Raw genomic sequence first — 17,832 nt, 5'->3', positions numbered from 1 at the left:
GGCACCATCCGCTTGGGGGATCACGGGTACACATGCAGGGCCATCGTACGGACGTCTGGGGACACGCCGACCGATGGCCCTGCATCCGTGCTTCGGCCCTGCAGGTGTGCCGGTCGGTGAGTGTGCCGGTCGGTGAGTGTGCCGGTCGGTGAGTGTGCCGGGTTCAGCTGGCGACGACCACCGTGTATCCCGCATCCACAAGTGACTCGGCCGCGGCATCCGTGATGACCGTGTCGAAGAGCTCGGTGCCACCGACATGGGCGAACGCGACCTGGCCGATCTTGCTCGAATCGGCCACGACAACCGCCCGTCGCGCACGCGAGGCCATCATGCGATTCACGGCGGCTTCACGCTCATCGTGCGTGCTTGCCCCGGCCTCCGCCGACAGTGCGTTCACGCCGATGAAGGCGATGTCGAGTTGGATGCCACTGAGCAGCTGTTCCACGAATGGGCCCACCAACTCGTAGCTGCGGGAGTGGATGACTCCTCCGGTCACAACCACCTTGATATCGGGCCTCGTCGCGAGCTGGGAGGCGATATTGACGGCGTTCGTGACGACCGTGAATTCACCGAGGTCGTCGCGTGCGGCGAGGGCCGCGGCGATCGCCGTGGTGGTCGTTCCGCCGGAGAGGCCGACGACAGCGCCGGTTGTGACGAGCTCGGAGGCTGCTTGAGCGATGAGCTCCTTCTCGTGCGTGCGCTGGTGGCTCTTGTACCGAATCGGCAGCTCGTACGCGACTGACTGCGCCACCGCACCGCCGTGGGTACGAGTGAGCAGCCGCTGCTCGGCGAGGCTGTCGAGATCGCGACGGATCGTCGCCGCGGACGCTTCGAACCGCAGGACCAGATCGTCGACGGAGACCTCACCCTGCCCCGCAAGCAGGTCGAGGATCTTCGCCAGCCGAGCCGCGCGTTTCACGCGGATTCCTGGCTGAGCGACAGGGCCGACGGAGCCGACAGGTCTGACAAGGCGAACAGCCTGAGCAACCGCGCCGCCTCATCAGCAACCGCTACGCGGCCCGGTGCGACGTACTTGCGGGAGTCGACCAGACGCTCATCGGCATCCAGCATCTGACGCACGGCACGCGTGAAGAAACCGTTCAGGTGCGTGGAGACGTTGATCTTCGTCATGCCCGCGCGCACGGCCTGCGCGATGACGTCGTCCGCAACACCGGACGAGCCGTGCAGCACGAGCGGCACATCAAGAGCGGCACGCAGCTGAGCGATCAGCTCGATGTCGAGCGACGCGCTGCGGTCGAGCATCGCGTGGGAGGATCCGACGGCCACGGCGAGAGCATCCACTCCCGTTTCGGCGACGAACGCCTGCGCCTCGGCAGGATCGGTGCGCACGCCGGGAGCGTGAGCGCCATCCTTGCCGCCGACCTCACCCAGCTCACCCTCGACGTAAACTCCGGCGGCATGCGCCTTGCGTGCGACCTCGGCGGTCAGCGCGACGTTCTCGTCATAGGGCAGCGCACCGCCGTCGAACATGACCGATCCGAAGCCGAGCGCGATGGCCTCGTCGACAAGCTCGGGGAGCTCGGCGTGGTCGAGGTGCACGGCGACCGGAGTCTCGGCCCGGCGTGCAACGGCAAGAGTGGCGAGGGCGATCGGCTCCAGCCCACCGTGGTACTTCGCGCAGTTCTGCGAGATCTGCAGGATGACCGGCAGTTGCGCCTGAGCGGATGCCGCCACCAGCGCCTCAGCGGTCTCGAGATGAATCACGTTGAAGGCGCCGATACCGCGGCCGGCAGCAGACGCGTCGAGGATGAGGTCGGCAGCGCGGGCGAGGGTCATTCGGAGTCCTTCTGGTTTGTGGCGTCGGTCACGATCAGGGCGTTTGCGAGCTGTGGATGCTGCGGTGAGATTTCACCGGCAAGTGGCATGAGTACGGCCGCGGCCGACCACGCGGTTGCGCGGCGCAGGATGGTTTCGGTGTCACGTTCGCCGGAGTCGAGCAGCGTTGCGACGGCAGCGACGGCCGCATCACCCGCGCCGGTGGGGTTGCCGGCGAGCGTTTCAGGCAGGCGCGCGTGGAGGATGCCGGTTGCGGTGATCGCGAGCATCCCGTCCGCGCCGAGCGAGAGCATGATGAGCCCGGCGCCGCGGCGCAGCAGTTCGCGCGCGCCGTCGATCGGGTCGTCGAGACCGGTCGCCTCAGCAAGCTCAGCCTTGTTGGGCTTGAGCACGGCGACTCCGGCATCCGCGGCAGCGAGCAGCAAGGGTCCGGAGGTGTCGACGATCACCGGCCGGTCACCCGCCGCGGCGATGAGCGCCCCTAAGAGGCCCTCGGGCGCCCCGGGCGGAAAGCTCCCCGAGATCACAACGACTGATGCGAATGCCGCCTGCTCGAAGACGGTCGCAACGAACTGTGCCCACTCCTCACGGGTCGCGCTGATACCGCGCTCGTTGACGATCGTGGTGTCGCCGAGCGACCGGTCGACCCAGGCGATACTGCGACGGGTCGCGGCCGCAACAGGAACGAGCAGGTGCGGCATGCCGCTGGCATCAAGCTCGGCACGCAGCTCGGCACCGGTCGCGCCGCCGACCGTCGTGACCGCAAGCGCCGCGTATCCTTCGGCGTGCGCGACGCGGGCGACGTTGAGGCCTTTGCCGCCTGCGCGCACGGCGCCGGTGTCAGCGCGGTGCGCTCCGCCGGGCTCGATGCGGTCGATCTCCCATGTCATGTCGAGGGCGGGATTCGGGGTCACGGTGAGAATCATGTCAGCTCCCTCGCGCGCAGTGCCGCGCCCAGCAGGCCGGCGTTGCCTTCGAGCTGCGCGGGGATCAGTTCGGGGATGCGGTGGAAGCTCAGCCGCGCGGCCAGCCGTGTGCGCAGTTCGTCGAACAGCGCGCCACCAGCGCGGGAGAGCCCGCCGCCGATCACGACGGCCTCGGGTGCAAATATTGCGGTGAGCTGCGCGAGCGACAGAGTGAGGGCGTCGAGCGCCTCGTTCCATACCCGCTCGGCGACCCCATCGCCGGCCTGAGCGCGGGCGATGACGTCCTTGGCGCCGGCCGGAGTTTCACCGGTGGCGGCGGCGTAGCGGCGGGCGATTGCGCCAGCGGAGGCGATCGCTTCGAGGCATCCGCGCGCACCACACGCGCACTCCGGCCCGTCGGCAATCGGTGAATGACCGATCTCGCCGGCGTACCCGCCCGCGGTGTACGGCTGACCGCCCACGAGGATCGCGCCGGCGATTCCAGTGCCGATGATGAGAACCACGACGTCGTCGTGCGCACGGGCGCCGCCGAGCTCATGCTCAGCCCAGCTCGCCGATCGCACATCATGGTCGAACGCGACCGGAAGCCCGATCCGTTCTGCGGCGAGCGCGCGCAACGGCGCATCCCGCCAGCCGAGATTGCTCGCGAAGACGCCGATGCCGGCATCCGCATCGACGATGCCTGGCACGACGAAGCCCAGCGCTTCCGGCGCCACATCCGGATGCTGCGCCCGCAGTTCGTCGGCCAGTCGAGCAAGTTCCTCGATCAGTGCCGGCGCCGGGTCATCGCCCAGCGGGGGCGTCGGGGTGCGGCGCAGACCGAGTGCGGTGCCGTCGGCGTCGAAGAGCGCCGACTTGATGTCGGTGCCTCCAACGTCGAAGGCGAGCACTGGTGCGCCGGACCCGATCCCGGAAGTGGTGGGTGGCATCACGCCTCGAGAATAACCGAGCGGCTCAGGTTGCGGGGCTGATCCGGGTCAAGACCCTTGCCCACCGAGCGCTCGAGTGCGACACGGTGCAGTCGAACGAGATCAGCCAGCGGGTCGACATCGTGCTGCACGAAGCGGCCACCGGTGGCTTCGACCTGACCGGCGAGGCCCTCTGGTGCGACACCGAACTGCCACGTGATGCGGCCAGGCGCGGCGATCGCGATCGGACCGTGGCGATAGTCCATCGACGGGTACGACTCGGTCCACGACTGCGACGATTCGCGCATCTTCAGTGCGGCTTCGTGCGCGAGGCCGATCGTCCAGTTGCGGCCGAGGAAGGTGTACTGGTCTGCCGTCGCGAGGGTCTCGTCGTCGGTGGAGGCAAGCACGGCCTCGGCATCCGCAATCGAACGCGCGACGTCGGCATCCAGGCCGAGCGATGCGCGCATAAGGGTCAGCGCGGTGGTGGCGAAGCGCGTCTGCACGACCGACTTCTCGTCCGCGAAGGGCAGCAGCACGGCGTCGTCGACCAGGCCAACCAGCGGCGAAGTCGGGTCACCAATAATGCCGATGACCGGGATCTTTCCCTTGATCTGCTCGGTGATCTCCAGCACCTCACTGGTGGTGCCGGAGCGGGTGAGCGCAATGACGGCGTCGTAGTCACGGTCGAGGAAGGCCTCGGATGCCGCGTATGCATCGGTCACGCCGAAACCTGCGGTCTCACGCAGTGCCGCGTACGACTGCGCCATGAACCACGAGGTGCCGCAACCGACGACAGCAACACGCTCACCTGCCGCGGGGAGCACCTTCTGCTCGTCACGCATCTCTGCCGCGCGGGCCCACGTTGCCGGCTGCGAGAGGAGCTCTGCGCGCATGTGTGCGCCCGGTGCGAGGTTCTGATTTGTCATGAGTTCCAATTCCGTTCTAGACGTCCAGCGTTTGAAGACTTATGGTGCTTTAGTAAGCAAAACGATCATATAACGTCACGGACACAATTCGATGACAAACCGTACATTGTTTGTACACACACTTCACAAATAGGGGTAGTGTCCTACCCAATCCACATATCGGACGACGTGCGCGAAGCCGCGCACCGAGACCACGCACCGTCGCGTGAGTTCCTTTTCTTCGTGACGGCGCATCCACACACAGTGAGGAATGACATGAAGAAGTCTCTGCGGTTCGGCGCTGTCGCCATCACAGCGACCGCGACGCTCGCGCTCGCATCCTGCGGGTTCGGCGGCTCGGGTTCAGGTTCCGACGGCGGTGGGGATGGCGGCGACGCCGGCTCCACCACCACGATCGATCTGCTCGTGCCCAGCTATTCCGACAACACGAAGGGCCTCTGGGAAGACGTCATCACCGGCTTCGAAGCCGCAAATGACGGCATCAAGGTCAAGCTCGAGGTGCAGTCGTGGGACAACCTCGAGAGCGTGATCGCCACAAAGGTTCAGGGCGGCGAGGCGCCCGACATCTACAACGGCGGCCCGTTCGCCGGCTTCGCAGCCGATGAGCTGCTGTACGACGTCGAAGAGGTCACGAGCCCCGACACCTTCGCCGACTTCCAGGAGTCGTTCATCAAAAACGAGCAGCTCGACGGCACGACGTACGCACTGCCGTTCATCGCATCCGCCCGTGCACTGTTCGTCAACAACGACCTTCTCGAGCAGGCCGGCGTCGAAGCGCCGACCGACTGGGATTCGCTACTGGATGCCGCGACGAAGGTGTCCGCCCTCGGCGACGGTATCGCCGGCTACGGCATGCCGCTCGGATCCGAAGAGGCGCAGGCAGAAGCGGCCGTATGGCTGTGGGGCGGCGGCGGATCGTTCGGCGATGAGTCGACGATCACCATCGACACTCCGGAGAACCTCGTCGGCGCTGAACAGATCAAGAAGATGATCGACGCGGGCGCCACCCAGGCCGACCCCGGTTCGACCCAGCGTTCACCCCTGATGGATATATTCATCCAAGGCAAGATCGGGATGCAGGTGGGTCTGCCACCGACGGTCGGCCAGATCGCCGAGGGCAACCCCGAGCTGAACTACTCCATCGTTCCGATCCCCACCAAGGACGGCTCGCCGTTCACGCTCGGCGTCGCCGACCAGCTGATGGCCTTCCAAAACGACGGAGACAAGGCCGAGGCAATCACGGCATTCTTCGACTACTTCTACTCACCGGACGTCTACGTGCCGTGGGTGCAGGCTGAGGGATTCCTGCCCGTGACGAAGTCGGGTTCTGAGCAGCTCGCCGACGATGAGGCGCTCGCGCCGTTCCTTGAGGTTCTGCCGGATGCCCAGTTCTACCCCTCCACGAACGCCCAGTGGTCGGCGACGGACGGAGCATTCAAGTCGCTGTTCGGTCAGCTGCAGACGAAGTCCGCCGCTGATGTGTTGGCGGAGATCCAGGCACAGGTCGACGCGGGCTGACGCCCGGAGATGGAGGGGTTCGGGATAGATCCATGAGCCGAATGACGAAATCCTCGAGCCCCGTGGGGGCGGCCACCGGTCGCCCCCACACCCCCGACAACACGGACGCTGTGCCGCAGAAGAGCCCCGGTGCACGGGAGTTGTTGCGTGCGTTGCCGTGGCTCGCGCCCGCACTGATCCTGATCATCGGCGTGGTGCTGTTCCCTGCGGGGGTGATGTTCTTCAACTCCACGCGAGACATCTCACTGTCCGGTCTCGACAAAGGCTCGGTCGGCTTCGACAACTACATCGCCGTGTTCAACTTCCCGGCATTCTGGCCGATCATGGGGCGCACGGTCATCTGGGTTGCCTCGGTCGTCGTGATCACCGTCGTAATCTCGCTCGGGCTTGCGCAGATCCTGAACAAGGCGTTTCCGGGTCGCCAACTCGTGCGGCTCGCCGTGATCATCCCGTGGGCGGCATCGGTCGTGATGACGACGCTGGTGTTTTACTACGGCCTTGAGCCGTACTTCGGCGTCATCAACAAGTTCCTTGTCGACATCGGCCTGGTCACCACACCCGAAGGCTTCGGATGGACGCGCAATCCCACGACCGCGTTCGCCTGGTCAATCGTGATCGCGATCTTCGTGTCGCTGCCGTTCACGACCTACACGCTGCTCGCCGGGCTCCAGTCCGTGCCTGGCGATGCGCTTGAGGCAGCGAAGATGGATGGTGCGGGACCGGTGCGCACCTACTGGTCAATCGTCTTCCCGCAGCTACGCGGGGCACTCAGCGTCGCCGTACTCATCAACATCATCAACGTGTTCAACTCGCTGCCGATCCTGAAGGTGATGACCGGATCGATACCCGGTTACGACGCCGACACGGTCATGACGATGATCTTCAAATACATCGAACTGCAGAAGAAGGTCGATGTCGCCAGCGCACTGTCTGTGGTGGCCTTCCTGATCGTGATCGTGATCGTCGCGGCCTACGTGAAGATCGTCAAGCCCATGAAGGAGGTCTGATGATGACCATCACAGAGACCCGCCTCATCACTACGTCCGGGGGCGGCCGCCCCGGGGCACCCGTCGGGCGTCGACGTCGCTACACGGCCGACCAAGTGTCGCTGCCTCGCGTCATCCTGCGTATGGTCGCCGGCGCCCTCGTGCTCGGCATCTTCGTGCTGCCGTACGTGATCATGTTCTTCGGCTCCGTGAAGACGAAGTCGCAGATCCGCTCGGTCGACCCGACGTATTTCCCGGTGGAGTGGCACTGGGAGAACTACATCCACATGTGGTCGACGCCAGAGACGCCGCTGCCGTACAACCTGATCTCGACGATCGTCATCGCGGTATTCGCAACGCTGCTCGTGCTGGTCGTGGCGATGCCTGCCGCGTATTACACGGCACGATTCAAGTTCCCCGGGCGCATGGTGTTCCTGTTCCTCGTGATCGTCACGCAGATGCTGCAACCGGCCGTGCTGACCTCTGGCCTGTTCCGACAGTTCACGGTGCTCGGCCTGGGCGACACCTGGGCGGCGATGATCTTCATCAACGCGGCGTTCAACCTGTCGTTCGCGGTGTGGATCATGCACTCGTTCTTCGCCGGCATCCCGAAAGAGATCGACGAGGCCGCGCAGATCGATGGTGCCGGACGACTGACGGTGCTGTTCAAGATCAGCCTGCCGCTGGTGTGGCCCGGCATCGTCACCGCGATCGTGTTCACGTTCGTCGCCTGCTGGAACGAGTTCGCCGCGTCGCTGGTGATCCTGTCCACAGACAAGAACCAGCCGCTGTCCGTCGCGCTGACGAAGTTCGTCGGTCAGTACGAGACCAGCTGGCAGTACGTGTTCGGCGTCTCGATCGTCGCGATCCTGCCCGTGATCATCCTGTTCATGATGATCGAGAAGCGCCTCGTCGGCGGGCTGACCGCGGGGAGCGTGAAGTAGCCGGGTACACCTGTCGGTTGAAATTACGGATGCCTGTCCAACTCCCCGATCTGGACCGACATCCGTAATTTCGACCGACATCCGTGCGGCCGGCAGCCGCCCGTCAAACCGGATGACTCCACCGCACCCCGAGCACGGTGGTGAGCGCATACTGCGCAGCCCCGAGATGCGCTTCGGATTGTGGATGCGCGAACCGCACCCGCATATCGCTCGTGCCGCTCGCCGCATAGGCAGTTTCCCGCCGCAGCAGTTCGAGGAACGGTTCCCCCAGCGCTGCGGCGGATCCGCCGAGGATGACCTCGGCCGGATCAAGCATTGCCGAGATCAACTTCGTCGCGCGTGCGAGAGCGACAACCCCGGCCGCCAGTCGTTCCGGCGCAGCGGCCGCGGCGAGCGCACGGGCATCCGCCTCCGGCATCCCCTCGCTGAATCTTTCGCCGAGCATCGCGACCATCGACGACGCGGATTCCAAACAGCCGGTGAGCCCGCAGCCGCACTCCACTGCCGCCTCTCCGAAGACGACCTGTACATGGCCGATCTCACCGGCGCGCGACCGCGGGCCCGGCGCGATCACACCGTCGAGCATCGTGGTCGCGCCGATGCCGACCCCGAGGTGAATGAAAATTCGGTAGCCGAACTGATCCGGAGAGATCGTCGCCTCCGCGATGGCTTCGGCATCCACGTCGTTGATGAGCAGCACCGGCACATCGAGGATCGACTCCAGCTGCGCCGCCAGCGGCAGATCGCGCCATCCGAGCTGCACACTCTCAAGCACGACCCGTCCGTCGGTCGCGCCCGGCAGCTGCACACTCGCGACGAGAAGCCGATCACCGTGAGACGCGGCCCACCGCGTCGCGATACTCGCGAGAACACCGACCGTCTGCTCAGGCACGTACTCGGTGCGGGACTGCTCGATGACCCGACCGTCGAGGCTGACGAGCGTGGCGATGACCTCGGTTTGATGCACCACCATGGTGAGCACGACGAGGTGGTCGTCGACGCTGAGCGTCGTCGCCCGCTTGCCACCCGTGCTCGCCGCCTGCTCACCCTCGATGACGTATCGACTCTCGATGAGTTCGGCGACCAGCGACGAGGCCGTGGCCGCAGTGAGTCCGGTGGCTCGGGCGATCCCCGCGCGGGTCTGCACGCCTGGATCCAGGAAAACCAGCTGCAACGCACGCCTCAGATTCGCCCGACGCATCATGCTCTGCGCGTCAAGTCCGACGTCATCGGTGAGTGTCGGCTTCATCAGCGCTCCTTGGCGACAGGTGGCAGGCGGCATCGCTTGACATGGACATCGGACGTCCATACGCTGAGCATACTTTAGTGACTGAACTAAGTATGTTGTTCGGCGAAGGAGTATCGTGCGATTCACCCACCCTAGAAGACGGCCGGTGCTGTGATGAGCACAATCACGCTCGCGGATCTTGAAGCCCCGCACCTCCGCTCGCCCATCGGCTCTCCCCAGCGGGTTCGGCGCCATAATCGCGGCATGGTGTTACGCGCGCTGCAGCGCGAGACGACTGTCAGTCGTGCCGACCTCGCTCGCATGACAGGACTTGCGCGGCCCACCGTCTCAGAGGTCGTAAAGCACCTGCTGCTCGACGGCATCGTCGTCGAGACCGGCCAGAGCCAGGAGACCAGACCGGGAAAGCCTGCTGTCATGCTGCGCCTCGACCACGACGCCACACAGGTGATCGCGATCGACCTGAGTGATCCGGCCGGATTCCGCGCCGCGCTGTGCACACCGGACGGACGCATCATCGAACGCGCTATGCGCCCGGCGGGAGTGGATGCTGTGGCTGCAGCCCTGGCGATGGCCATCGAACTCGCAGCCGTTGCCACCCGCCCGCTGCTCGGCATCGGAATCGGCATCCCTGTAGAGAGCGGTCGTGGATCAGACGGCGCCGCCGGCGCCGAACTGACGGAGACACTGCATCGCAACCTGCAGGTCGAAACCCGCACACCCGTTCGCGTGAGCAACGTCGCCGATCTTGTCGCGCTCGCCGAGCACCGGAACGGCCGCCACGGTGACTTCCTGATGGTGCGGTTGGATGAACGGGGCAGCACAGCATTGCATCTGGGTCCCACAGAAGGCGCTCATTCCACGGCACGTGAGCTCGCTCACCTCGTCGTCGACGATGCACCGGATGCGGGATCCCCCACGTGTGTGTGCGGGCGAAGTGGCTGCATCCACTCTTGGATCGGGTCAGCGGCCCTCGCCGCCCGGATCGATGCGGCATACGACGCGCGCGAAACCCGGCGGGCGGCCGCCCACCACCTCGGCAGGTCGCTGGCGGGAATCACCGCGGCGCTCGATCTGAAGCGCGTCGTGATCAGTGGGGCGGACGCAATCGTCGATTCGACGTTCTGCGACGATGTGGCGGAAGTGCTCCGAACAAGCACAGCGCTGCCATCGGGCGCTCCGATCGAGGTCGACCCTGCATCAATCGGACAGGATGCGGTTCTGCGCGGCGCCGCCGCCCACGTCGCAGGTTCCGCGTTGGGAGTCCGCTAGAACGCGGACTCGGGGCTCAAGCCGGGTACGTCAGCGGCCTTCAGCGGCCTCGGTGTGGTGGCGGATGACCTCAGCCACCACGAAGTTGAACCACTTCGCGGCGAATTCGGGGTCGAGGTGCGCTTCTTCGGCGAGAGCGCGCAGACGCGCGACCTGCTGCTCTTCGCGCCCCGGATCGGACGCCGGCATCGCATGCTCTGCCTTGAGAATGCCGACCTGCTGGGTGGCGCGGAACCGCTCGGCCAGCATGTAGATGAGCGCGGCATCGATGTTGTCGATGCTGCCTCGCAGGCGCAGCAGCTCGGCTCGGGCGTCGTCGGCGTCGGTCATGTGTCTCCTCATCGTCGGCGGTTAAGACGATATCGTGCGTCGGCGCTCTAGAGTTGGCGCATGAGCACTGAACTGCCCGTGGAACCTGACGATGTCACCGCGACCGCCAACGAAGCGACCGCCAACTCGCGGGCTGAAGCTGCCACGAAGGTGAAGCCCAAGAAGCGGAAGCCTGCACCAGCGGAGGCTGTCACCGCCCCCGAGATTGCACCGAAGCAGGTCATCGAGCCGATACCGTCGAGCCGCTCATTCTGGACACGCATCGACCGACCCTTCATGTTCGGCTTCCTCGTCACCCTCGGCGGTCTTGCCGCGATCCTGCTCGGACTCGCGCTGTCGAACCTGTCAACGGTGATCATCTACATCGCCCTCGCACTGTTCGCCGCTCTCGGCCTCGACCCCGCCGTGCGCTTCCTCGAGCGGCGCGGCATGAGCCGCGGGTGGGGTGTGGTGATCGTACTCATCGGCCTCATTGCCGCCCTGGGCCTGGTCATCTGGGCGATCGTCCCCGTCGTGGTCGCGCAGATCGCCAGCTTCGTCAAAGATGTTCCCGTCATGGTCGGGGACTTCCAGCAGAGCGACCTCTACGCGACGTTGGAAGATCAATTCGGCGACCAGTTCCAGACGCTGGTCGGCGATGTGCAGGGTTTCCTCACTGACCCGGGCAACATCGCCACGATCGGCGGCGGCGCACTTCAGGTCGGCGCATCCATCGCCAACGGCATCTCCGGCGCAGTGATCGTGCTGGTGCTCATCATCTACTTCCTGGCAACTCTGCCAGGAATCAAGCAGGCGATGCTTCGCCTCGTCCCGGCGCGCGACCGTTCGAACGCCGACCTCATCAGCACCGAGATCACCGACTCTGTCGGTGGTTACGTCATGGGCATGGTGACTCTGGCGTTCATAAACTCGATGCTTGTTCTGGTTCTGTACACGGTGCTCGGCTTGCCATTCCCGCTGCTGCTGGCCGTGGTCGCGTTCCTCATCACGCTGATCCCGCTGGTCGGATCTCTGCTGTTCTGGGTGATCGGCACCGGAATCGCCCTGTTCGGCGACAACATCATCTTCGCGCTGATCTTCGCGGTGATCTACCTGATTTACATGCAGGTGGAGTCGTACTTCCTGACGCCGAAGGTGATGAACCGAGCGATCGCCATCCCCGGCTCGCTAGTCGTCATCGGCGCACTAGTCGGCGGCACCCTGCTCGGACTGCTCGGGGCACTCGTGGCGGTGCCAGTCACGGCATCCATCCTGATCATCATCAAGAAGATCTGGATCCCCCGGCAGGATGCCAGGGTCTAAGCAGCTCTAAAGACCCTCGAAGCTGTCATCGACGATTCCGACGAACTTCGTCCCGACGCCTTCGAATTCAGCGCGGTGGTGTCCTGGCGCCGGCTTCGGCAGGTCGGATGGCGAGTGGTGGCTGCAGCTCACGTAGGTGAACTCCTTCGGCCACCACTTCTTCGGCCTGGCCGTCTCGGTGTAGCCGCACACGGCACATGTCAGCGTGGCCCAGATCGGGCGCGCGCCCTTCTTACGGTTCGCCCGTGACTGGACGAGCCACGCAGGCGGATCCTGCTCCAGCGCAGCGAACTCCGCCTCGCTGATTCCGTCGTCCAACCCGTGGCGCACGACCATCTCCAAAGGGATGTCGAGCCGGTGGGCGAGGTCACGCTTGGAGATCATTCGACCATTCTCCCAGGTCACCGGCACGATCATGCCCGCTCTTCGGAGCATGACGAGGGGTCTCCCCGGCGACTGCCGGGAAGACCCCTCCTCAATCGATCAGATCAGATCGTTGTCCGTCAGCCACTGCGTGGCAATTTCTTCAGGAGAGAGCTGGTCCACCGTGCTCTGCACGCCGAGCGCGACGAGGTCGTCGACACTCAGCGCCGCGCTGACCCCGTTGATGACCGCCACTGCCTCCTCGGAGACGTCGCTCGACGCGATCGGAACGACGTTCGAGGCGAGGATGAGGTTCTCCGGGTCTTCCAGCGCGACGATGTCCTCGGTCTGGAACGCCGGGTCTGCACTGTAGATGTCGGCGACCTGGATCTCGCCGGCCAACAGCGACTCAAGCGTCGTGTCACCCGTGGCTGAGAAGGCGAGGTCGACACCGTAGAGCTCCTTGGCGCCCGCCGGACCATACGGGCGCTGTTCGAACTCCGGAGCCCCACCGATCGTGACCTGCTCGCTGACGTTCGCAAGGTCGGCGATCGTTGTGAGGCTGTTCGCGTCGGCGAATTCCTTCGTCACGGTGTAGGTGTCCTGGTCGCTGGCCTCGGCGTAATCGAGCGCAGTCAGGCCGTCCGGCAGCACACCTTGAAGCGCCGCGTAGACCGCATCCGGGCTGTTGGTATCGGCCGAGCCGTCGTAGAACTCCAGCAGGTTGCCGGTGTACTCCGGGAACAGGTCGATCGCGCCAGATTCGAGCTCGGGAATGTACGCGTCGCGCTGCCCGACGTTGAACTGCCTCTCGACCTCGATGTCGGCGTTCTCCAGCGCCTGGGCGTAGATTTCGGCGATGATCTCGTTCGAGTAGTAGGCCTGTGACCCGATGACGATCGTGTCGGAGGCCGCGTCGCCGGAGTCGCCTCCGTCGGCGGCGGGGTCCAGGGGGTTGCTGGTGGCGCAGCCCGCGAGGACAAGCGAAGCGGCGAGCGCGATGCCGCCGGCGAGGACGAGGCGTGACTTTCGTGCGGTGAACATGATGTTCCTCTCTGATGGTGAGTCGATGTGGATGCTTTTGCGCCCGTTCACGCGGGGGCGTGCGACGTGTTCCGGCCAGGGCGCGGGCGTTTCGTTCCGATCTGCTGCACGCGTACACCCGCCGGCACCGCAGCTCGCTGCGCGGCGGCGAGGAGGAGATCGACGAGCAGGGCGAGCAGGGCGACGAGGATCGCCGCGCCGAGCACCTGGTCAAAGCGGCGCAGCGGAATGCCCTGGATGATCGGCCAACCCAGCCCGCCAAGATTGACGTAGGCCGCGATGGTGACTGTAGCGATCACCTGCAGGAGCGCCGCGCGGAGGCCGCCGACGAGCAGCGGGAGACCGAGTGGCACCTCGACCTTCCAGAACACCTGCCATTCGGTCATGCCCATCGAACGGGCAGCGTCAATCACGCGGCGGTCGATCGCTTCGAGGCCGGTATAGGCTCCGGCGAGCAGCGAGGGAATCGCCAACAGCACGAAGGTGATCACCGCGGCCTCGGGTATGCGCAGCACGCCGAGCAGCAGCACGAGCAGGATCAGCAGTCCGAAGGACGGCACCGCGCGTGCGGCACCCGACACCGCCACGGCGAACTCGCGACCGCGCCCGGTGTGGCCGATGAGCCAGCCCAGCGGAACGGCGATCACTGCGGCGACGGCGACCGAGATCACGGTATAGAACAGATGCTGACCGAGCAGGATGGGCAACGCATACGACCCCTCCAGTCGTTCCGGGGAGAACAACCAGGCCAGCGCCTCAGCAAAGACATTCATGCGGCAACGCTCACGTTCATGCGGCAGCCCTCACCGGAAGTGCGCGGCGACGCGCGGTGGGAATGCCGGTGGCCCGCACCCACGGCATCACGGCGCGCCCGACGAGCATCAGCAGAAGATCGACGATCAGCGCGATGACCACGACTGCGATGACGCCGGCGAACACCTCGACAATGATGCGGCGCTGCAGACCGTTCGTGAAGAGGTAGCCGAGATTGGTGACGCCGATGAGCACCCCGACGGTGGCGAGCGAGATCGTGCTGACTGCCGTGACCCTGAGGCCTGCGAGGATGACGGGACCGGCGAGCGGCAGATCTACCGTCCAGAACCGGCGTGCCCCGCCGTAGCCCATCGCCGTCGCGGACTGGCGCACCGCGGCATCCACCGAGTCGAGGCCGTCGGCGACGGAGCGGACCAGGATGGCGACCGCGTAGATCGTGAGACCGACGATGAGGTTCGTCTCGCTGATCGGGGAGTAGCCGACCACCGCGGGCAGCAGGATCAACAGTGCGAGCGAGGGGATCGTGTAGAGGAGCCCGGTCAGCACGATGACCGGACCGCGCACGAGTCGGTACCGCCATGCGATCCAGCCCAGGGGCAGCGACAGCGCGAACCCGAGAACGATCGGAATCACGCTCTGACGCAAGTGCACCAGGCTGAGCTCGAAGATGAGCCCGAGGTTGTCGATGACCCAGTTCATGTCGTGCCCGGATCGGTGAGTGCCCCCTGCGTACGGCCCTCGGAGTCGACGACGACGGTTCCGTGCGGCGTCTGCTTGAGGTGCAGCGCTCGGCGTCCGCGCTCGGCACCAATGAAGGCCGAGACGAAGTCGTCCGCCGGGTTTTCGATGATCTCACTGGGGCTGCCCACCTGCACGATGCGGGCGCCCTTGTCGAGAATGACGACCTGATCGCCGAGCAGAAATGCTTCGTCGATGTCGTGCGTCACGAAGACCACAGTCTTGTCGAGCTCCCGTTGCAGCCTTATGAGCTCCTGCTGCAGGTCGGCGCGCACGATCGGGTCGACGGCGCCGAATGGCTCATCCATGAGCAGGATGTTCGGGTCGGCCGCGAGTCCACGCGCAACCCCGACACGCTGCTGTTGCCCACCCGAGAGCTGGCTGGGGTAGCGGTCAGCGAGAGCGCGGTCCAGCCCGACAGTGTCGAGCAGTTCGTTGGCTCGCGCGTGCGCGGTCTTCTTCGAGGTACCGGTGAGCCGCAGCACTGTGGCGACATTGTCGATCACGGTGAAGTGCGGCATGAGGCCGGAGTTCTGCATCACATAACCGATGCTGCGGCGCAGGGCGACCGGATTCTTACCGAGAACACTGTCTCCGTCGATCTCGACGTCGCCGCCGGTCGGCTCGACCATGCGGTTGATCATGCGCAACAGCGTCGTCTTGCCACATCCGGATGACCCGACGAACACCGTCGTCTTTCGCGAAGGCAGCACGAGGCTGAAGTCCTCGACGGCGCGCGTGCCGTCGGGGAATCTCTTTGATACTGAGCGGAACTCGATCATGCGTGTATCTCCGACCTGGCCGCGCCTACGGTCCGACCTCGACGCCAGGGGCGAATGCCACGTGGCCGGAGATGTCTTTACCGAGCCGCTCGAACGCCGACTCATAAGGATGCGGGTACCCCCACGCCTGATCGGCGTGCGTCTCTCCGTCGATCAGCAGGGAGTAGTACTGTGCTGCACCCTTCCACGGGCACGTGTACGCGGTCGGGCTCTCAACGAGCACCCCCGGTGCCACCGAGGTGAGGGGAAAGTACCAATTGCCCTCTATCGAGATCAGATCAGTCTCGTCGGCCTCGGCGATCGTGGTTCCTTCGAATACAGCCTTCATGGTCTGGTCTCCTCAGATTCGGTTACGAGCGTAAATGAAGGTTCGGACATTCGGGGAACATTCTTCGGCTGTTCGGAGCCGAGCTCCAGATGGATGGGATGCCGGACCGCCCACGGTTCAGGCAGACTCCCGCCCGTACTCCTCGAGCAGCCGCAGCCAGATCTCGCTCACCGTCGGGTAGGCGGGCACCGCGTGCCAGAGTCGCGAGATCGGCACCTCGCCGACGATCGCGATAGTCGCGGCCTGCAGCAGATCGGCGACATCCGGTCCGACGAAGGTGACCCCGACGATGACATCGCGTGCGGTGTCGACGACCATGCGTGCCTGCCCGCTGTAGCCGTCCTCGCGCAGACTCGACCCGGCGATTGCCCCGAGGTCGTAGTCGATCACGCGGGTGTCGTACCCGGCATCCATCGCCGCTTTCGCGGTGAGCCCGACCGACGCGACCTCCGGCTCGCCGAACACGACCTGTGGCACGGCCGCGTGGTCTGCGGTGGCGACATGGCGACCCCATGCCGCATCGTCGACGTCGTCACCGTTCGCGCGGGCTGCAATCACGTCGCCTGCGGCACGCGCCTGATACTTGCCCTGGTGAGTGAGCAGCGCTCGTCCGTTCACGTCGCCGACCGCGTAGAGCCAGTCGACGCCGGGAACGCGGAGGGTGTCGTCCGTCGTGATGTAGCGGCCCGGTTCCAGATCGACCGCATCAAGCCCAATGTCGGAGGTGCGGGGAGTGCGCCCGGTGGCGGCGAGGAGTTCGGATGCGGTGACTTCCGAGCCGTCCGAGAGGGCGACCATAACGCCATCCGCATCACGGGCGACGCGCGTCGTGCCGGTGTTCGTGCGGACATCGACGCCGAGTTCACGCAACCCTGTCTCGACGAGCTCGCTGGCGAACGGCTCCATATTCGCCAACAGACCGCTGCGAGCGATCAGAGTCACCTTCGCACCGAGGGAGGCATACGCGGTCGCCATCTCGACGGCGACAACGCCGCCACCGACGATCGCCAGGGATGCCGGGATCTCCTGCGCGCTGGTCGCCTCGCGGCTCGTCCACGGCGCAGCATCCGCCATTCCATCGATCGGGGGGATGGTGGCATCCGTGCCAGTGGAGATCGCGACCGCATGTCGGGCCGTCAGCACCCACTCTGTACCGTCATCGGCTGTCACCGTGACCTCTCGCGTGCCGGTGATCCGGCCGTGGCCGCGGGCGAGATCGATGCCCGCCGATTGCAGCCAGCCGACCTGGCCGGCATCCGACCAGTCGCTGGTGAAAGAGTTGCGCCGCTCCAGAACCTTGCGGACATCGAGCGTGCCCGTCACGGCTTCTGCGGCACCCGCGACGTGCTGGGCCGCACGCAATGCCTGAGCCGAGCGGAGCAGTGCCTTCGACGGCATGCACGCCCAGTACGAGCATTCACCGCCGACGAGTTCGCTCTCGACGATGATCGCGCTGAGCCCTGCCTGCACGGCGCGGTCTGCCACGTTCTCGCCGACAGGGCCTCCGCCGAGCACGATCAGGTCGTATTCATCTGTCGACATCTCTTCGCCTTCCGTCGGAACCCGTGAAGCACCAGTCTTGCCGAGGTGCAACGCGATGTCACCGGGGTTGTTCCCGATTGGGTACAGATGTAGGGCGAGAATA

19 protein-coding genes are annotated in these 17,832 nt (G+C 65.5%); 5 read left to right on the top strand and 14 right to left on the bottom strand.

Translation table 11 applies throughout. The features are described from left to right. Nucleotides 1–163 precede the first annotated feature (163 nt). Genes ACSU1G_RS27320 through ACSU1G_RS27300 form a run of 5 tightly spaced genes read right to left on the bottom strand, consistent with a single transcriptional unit; the run spans nucleotide 164 to nucleotide 4,560 of the window. On the bottom strand, nucleotides 164–919 hold the full coding sequence (locus ACSU1G_RS27320) for a DeoR/GlpR family DNA-binding transcription regulator (RefSeq protein WP_439283560.1): 756 nt from the start codon (nucleotides 917–919) through the stop codon (nucleotides 164–166). After that, complete coding sequence (locus tag ACSU1G_RS27315) at nucleotides 916–1,797, bottom strand: class II fructose-bisphosphate aldolase (protein ID WP_439283558.1); 882 nt, start codon at nucleotides 1,795–1,797, stop codon at nucleotides 916–918. Before ACSU1G_RS27315 ends, ACSU1G_RS27320 begins: the two co-directional genes overlap by 4 nt. After that, nucleotides 1,794–2,723: a 1-phosphofructokinase family hexose kinase gene (locus ACSU1G_RS27310; RefSeq protein WP_439283556.1), complete on the bottom strand. Its 930-nt coding sequence runs from the start codon at nucleotides 2,721–2,723 to the stop codon at nucleotides 1,794–1,796. The genes ACSU1G_RS27315 and ACSU1G_RS27310 overlap by 4 nt, the downstream gene beginning before the upstream one ends. After that, nucleotides 2,720–3,652, bottom strand: coding sequence for an ROK family protein (locus tag ACSU1G_RS27305; RefSeq protein ID WP_439283554.1), 933 nt, complete (start codon nucleotides 3,650–3,652; stop codon nucleotides 2,720–2,722). Before ACSU1G_RS27305 ends, ACSU1G_RS27310 begins: the two co-directional genes overlap by 4 nt. Next, nucleotides 3,652–4,560, bottom strand: coding sequence for an SIS domain-containing protein (locus ACSU1G_RS27300; RefSeq protein ID WP_439283552.1), 909 nt, complete (start codon nucleotides 4,558–4,560; stop codon nucleotides 3,652–3,654). Before ACSU1G_RS27300 ends, ACSU1G_RS27305 begins: the two co-directional genes overlap by 1 nt. 255 nt (nucleotides 4,561–4,815) lie before the next feature. Between ACSU1G_RS27300 and ACSU1G_RS27295 the strand changes: the two genes are divergently transcribed. Genes ACSU1G_RS27295 through ACSU1G_RS27285 form a run of 3 tightly spaced genes read left to right on the top strand, consistent with a single transcriptional unit; the run spans nucleotide 4,816 to nucleotide 8,008 of the window. Continuing rightward, the gene (locus ACSU1G_RS27295; RefSeq protein WP_439283550.1) at nucleotides 4,816–6,078 is read left to right on the top strand and encodes an extracellular solute-binding protein; all 1,263 of its coding nucleotides are present in this window, start codon (nucleotides 4,816–4,818) and stop codon (nucleotides 6,076–6,078) included. A 32-nt stretch (nucleotides 6,079–6,110) separates the two neighbouring features. Continuing rightward, entirely contained in the window at nucleotides 6,111–7,085 is a 975-nt protein-coding gene (locus ACSU1G_RS27290; RefSeq protein ID WP_439283548.1) for a carbohydrate ABC transporter permease, read from the top strand. Then, a complete protein-coding gene (locus ACSU1G_RS27285; protein WP_439283546.1) occupies nucleotides 7,085–8,008 on the top strand; it encodes a carbohydrate ABC transporter permease in 924 nt (307 codons plus the stop codon). The genes ACSU1G_RS27290 and ACSU1G_RS27285 overlap by 1 nt, the downstream gene beginning before the upstream one ends. A 103-nt stretch (nucleotides 8,009–8,111) precedes the next feature. On the opposite strand, the gene ACSU1G_RS27280 is transcribed toward ACSU1G_RS27285, so the two are convergent. After that, a complete protein-coding gene (locus ACSU1G_RS27280; RefSeq protein WP_439283544.1) occupies nucleotides 8,112–9,257 on the bottom strand; it encodes an ROK family protein in 1,146 nt (381 codons plus the stop codon). Nucleotides 9,258–9,500: 243 nt separating this feature from the next. On the opposite strand from ACSU1G_RS27280, the gene ACSU1G_RS27275 reads away from it, so the two are divergent. Beyond that, entirely contained in the window at nucleotides 9,501–10,526 is a 1,026-nt protein-coding gene (locus tag ACSU1G_RS27275) for an ROK family transcriptional regulator (RefSeq protein ID WP_439283542.1), read from the top strand. Between the two features lie 30 nt (nucleotides 10,527–10,556). Here the strand turns inward: ACSU1G_RS27275 and ACSU1G_RS27270 are convergent, their stop codons facing one another. Further along, entirely contained in the window at nucleotides 10,557–10,856 is a 300-nt protein-coding gene (locus ACSU1G_RS27270; RefSeq protein WP_439283540.1) for a chorismate mutase, read from the bottom strand. 60 nt (nucleotides 10,857–10,916) lie between these two features. Here ACSU1G_RS27270 and ACSU1G_RS27265 point away from each other — a divergent pair, with 60 nt between their 5' ends. Then, nucleotides 10,917–12,158 (top strand): AI-2E family transporter, encoded by a 1,242-nt coding sequence (locus ACSU1G_RS27265; RefSeq protein WP_439283538.1) that lies wholly within the window; start codon nucleotides 10,917–10,919, stop codon nucleotides 12,156–12,158. A gap of 6 nt (nucleotides 12,159–12,164) precedes the next feature. Here ACSU1G_RS27265 and ACSU1G_RS27260 read toward each other — a convergent pair whose 3' ends face one another. The 7 genes from ACSU1G_RS27260 to ACSU1G_RS27230 all read right to left on the bottom strand — a co-directional run bounded on the left by ACSU1G_RS27260 (nucleotide 12,165) and on the right by ACSU1G_RS27230 (nucleotide 17,729). Continuing rightward, nucleotides 12,165–12,542: a hypothetical protein gene (locus ACSU1G_RS27260; RefSeq protein ID WP_439283536.1), complete on the bottom strand. Its 378-nt coding sequence runs from the start codon at nucleotides 12,540–12,542 to the stop codon at nucleotides 12,165–12,167. Nucleotides 12,543–12,641: 99 nt separating this feature from the next. Next, nucleotides 12,642–13,565 (bottom strand): ABC transporter substrate-binding protein, encoded by a 924-nt coding sequence (locus ACSU1G_RS27255; RefSeq protein ID WP_439283534.1) that lies wholly within the window; start codon nucleotides 13,563–13,565, stop codon nucleotides 12,642–12,644. 47 nt (nucleotides 13,566–13,612) lie between these two features. Then, nucleotides 13,613–14,338 carry an ABC transporter permease gene (locus ACSU1G_RS27250; RefSeq protein WP_439283532.1) on the bottom strand — a complete coding sequence of 242 codons (726 nt, stop codon included), beginning with the start codon at nucleotides 14,336–14,338 and terminating at the stop codon, nucleotides 13,613–13,615. A 16-nt stretch (nucleotides 14,339–14,354) separates the two neighbouring features. Then, nucleotides 14,355–15,038, bottom strand: a complete 684-nt coding sequence (locus ACSU1G_RS27245) for an ABC transporter permease (protein WP_439283530.1) — start codon at nucleotides 15,036–15,038, stop codon at nucleotides 14,355–14,357. After that, entirely contained in the window at nucleotides 15,035–15,859 is an 825-nt protein-coding gene (locus tag ACSU1G_RS27240; RefSeq protein WP_439283528.1) for an ABC transporter ATP-binding protein, read from the bottom strand. Before ACSU1G_RS27240 ends, ACSU1G_RS27245 begins: the two co-directional genes overlap by 4 nt. A gap of 25 nt (nucleotides 15,860–15,884) precedes the next feature. After that, on the bottom strand, nucleotides 15,885–16,187 hold the full coding sequence (locus ACSU1G_RS27235; protein WP_439283526.1) for a DUF427 domain-containing protein: 303 nt from the start codon (nucleotides 16,185–16,187) through the stop codon (nucleotides 15,885–15,887). A 117-nt stretch (nucleotides 16,188–16,304) separates the two neighbouring features. Then, the gene (locus ACSU1G_RS27230; protein ID WP_439283524.1) at nucleotides 16,305–17,729 is read right to left on the bottom strand and encodes a dihydrolipoyl dehydrogenase family protein; all 1,425 of its coding nucleotides are present in this window, start codon (nucleotides 17,727–17,729) and stop codon (nucleotides 16,305–16,307) included. Nucleotides 17,730–17,832: the final 103 nt, after the last annotated feature.

The sequence above is a fragment of the Microbacterium sp. A93 genome, assembly GCF_051842835.1.
This window is presented reverse-complemented; position numbering and strand designations above follow the sequence as displayed.